The sequence below is a fragment of the Duganella alba genome (genome assembly GCF_009674495.1).
GTDB lineage: Bacteria > Pseudomonadota > Gammaproteobacteria > Burkholderiales > Burkholderiaceae_D > Rugamonas > Rugamonas alba.
Map to the genome: position 1 here is coordinate 1 of NZ_WKJN01000119.1, position 239 is coordinate 239.

A 239-nucleotide genomic window follows, 5' to 3' on the forward strand; every position below is an offset into this window, starting at 1 on the left:
TCAAAGGAATTGACGGGGACCCGCACAAGCGGTGGATGATGTGGATTAATTCGATGCAACGCGAAAAACCTTACCTACCCTTGACATGTACGGAAGGCCGAAGAGATTTGGCTGTGCTCGAAAGAGAGCCGTAACACAGGTGCTGCATGGCTGTCGTCAGCTCGTGTCGTGAGATGTTGGGTTAAGTCCCGCAACGAGCGCAACCCTTGTCATTAGTTGCTACGAAAGAGCACTCTAAT

At 51.0% G+C, this 239-nt stretch carries 1 rRNA gene; it reads left to right on the top strand.

Annotated elements, in window-relative coordinates:
* Positions 1 to 239, top strand: a 16S ribosomal RNA gene (locus GJ695_RS29540); the annotation flags it as partial.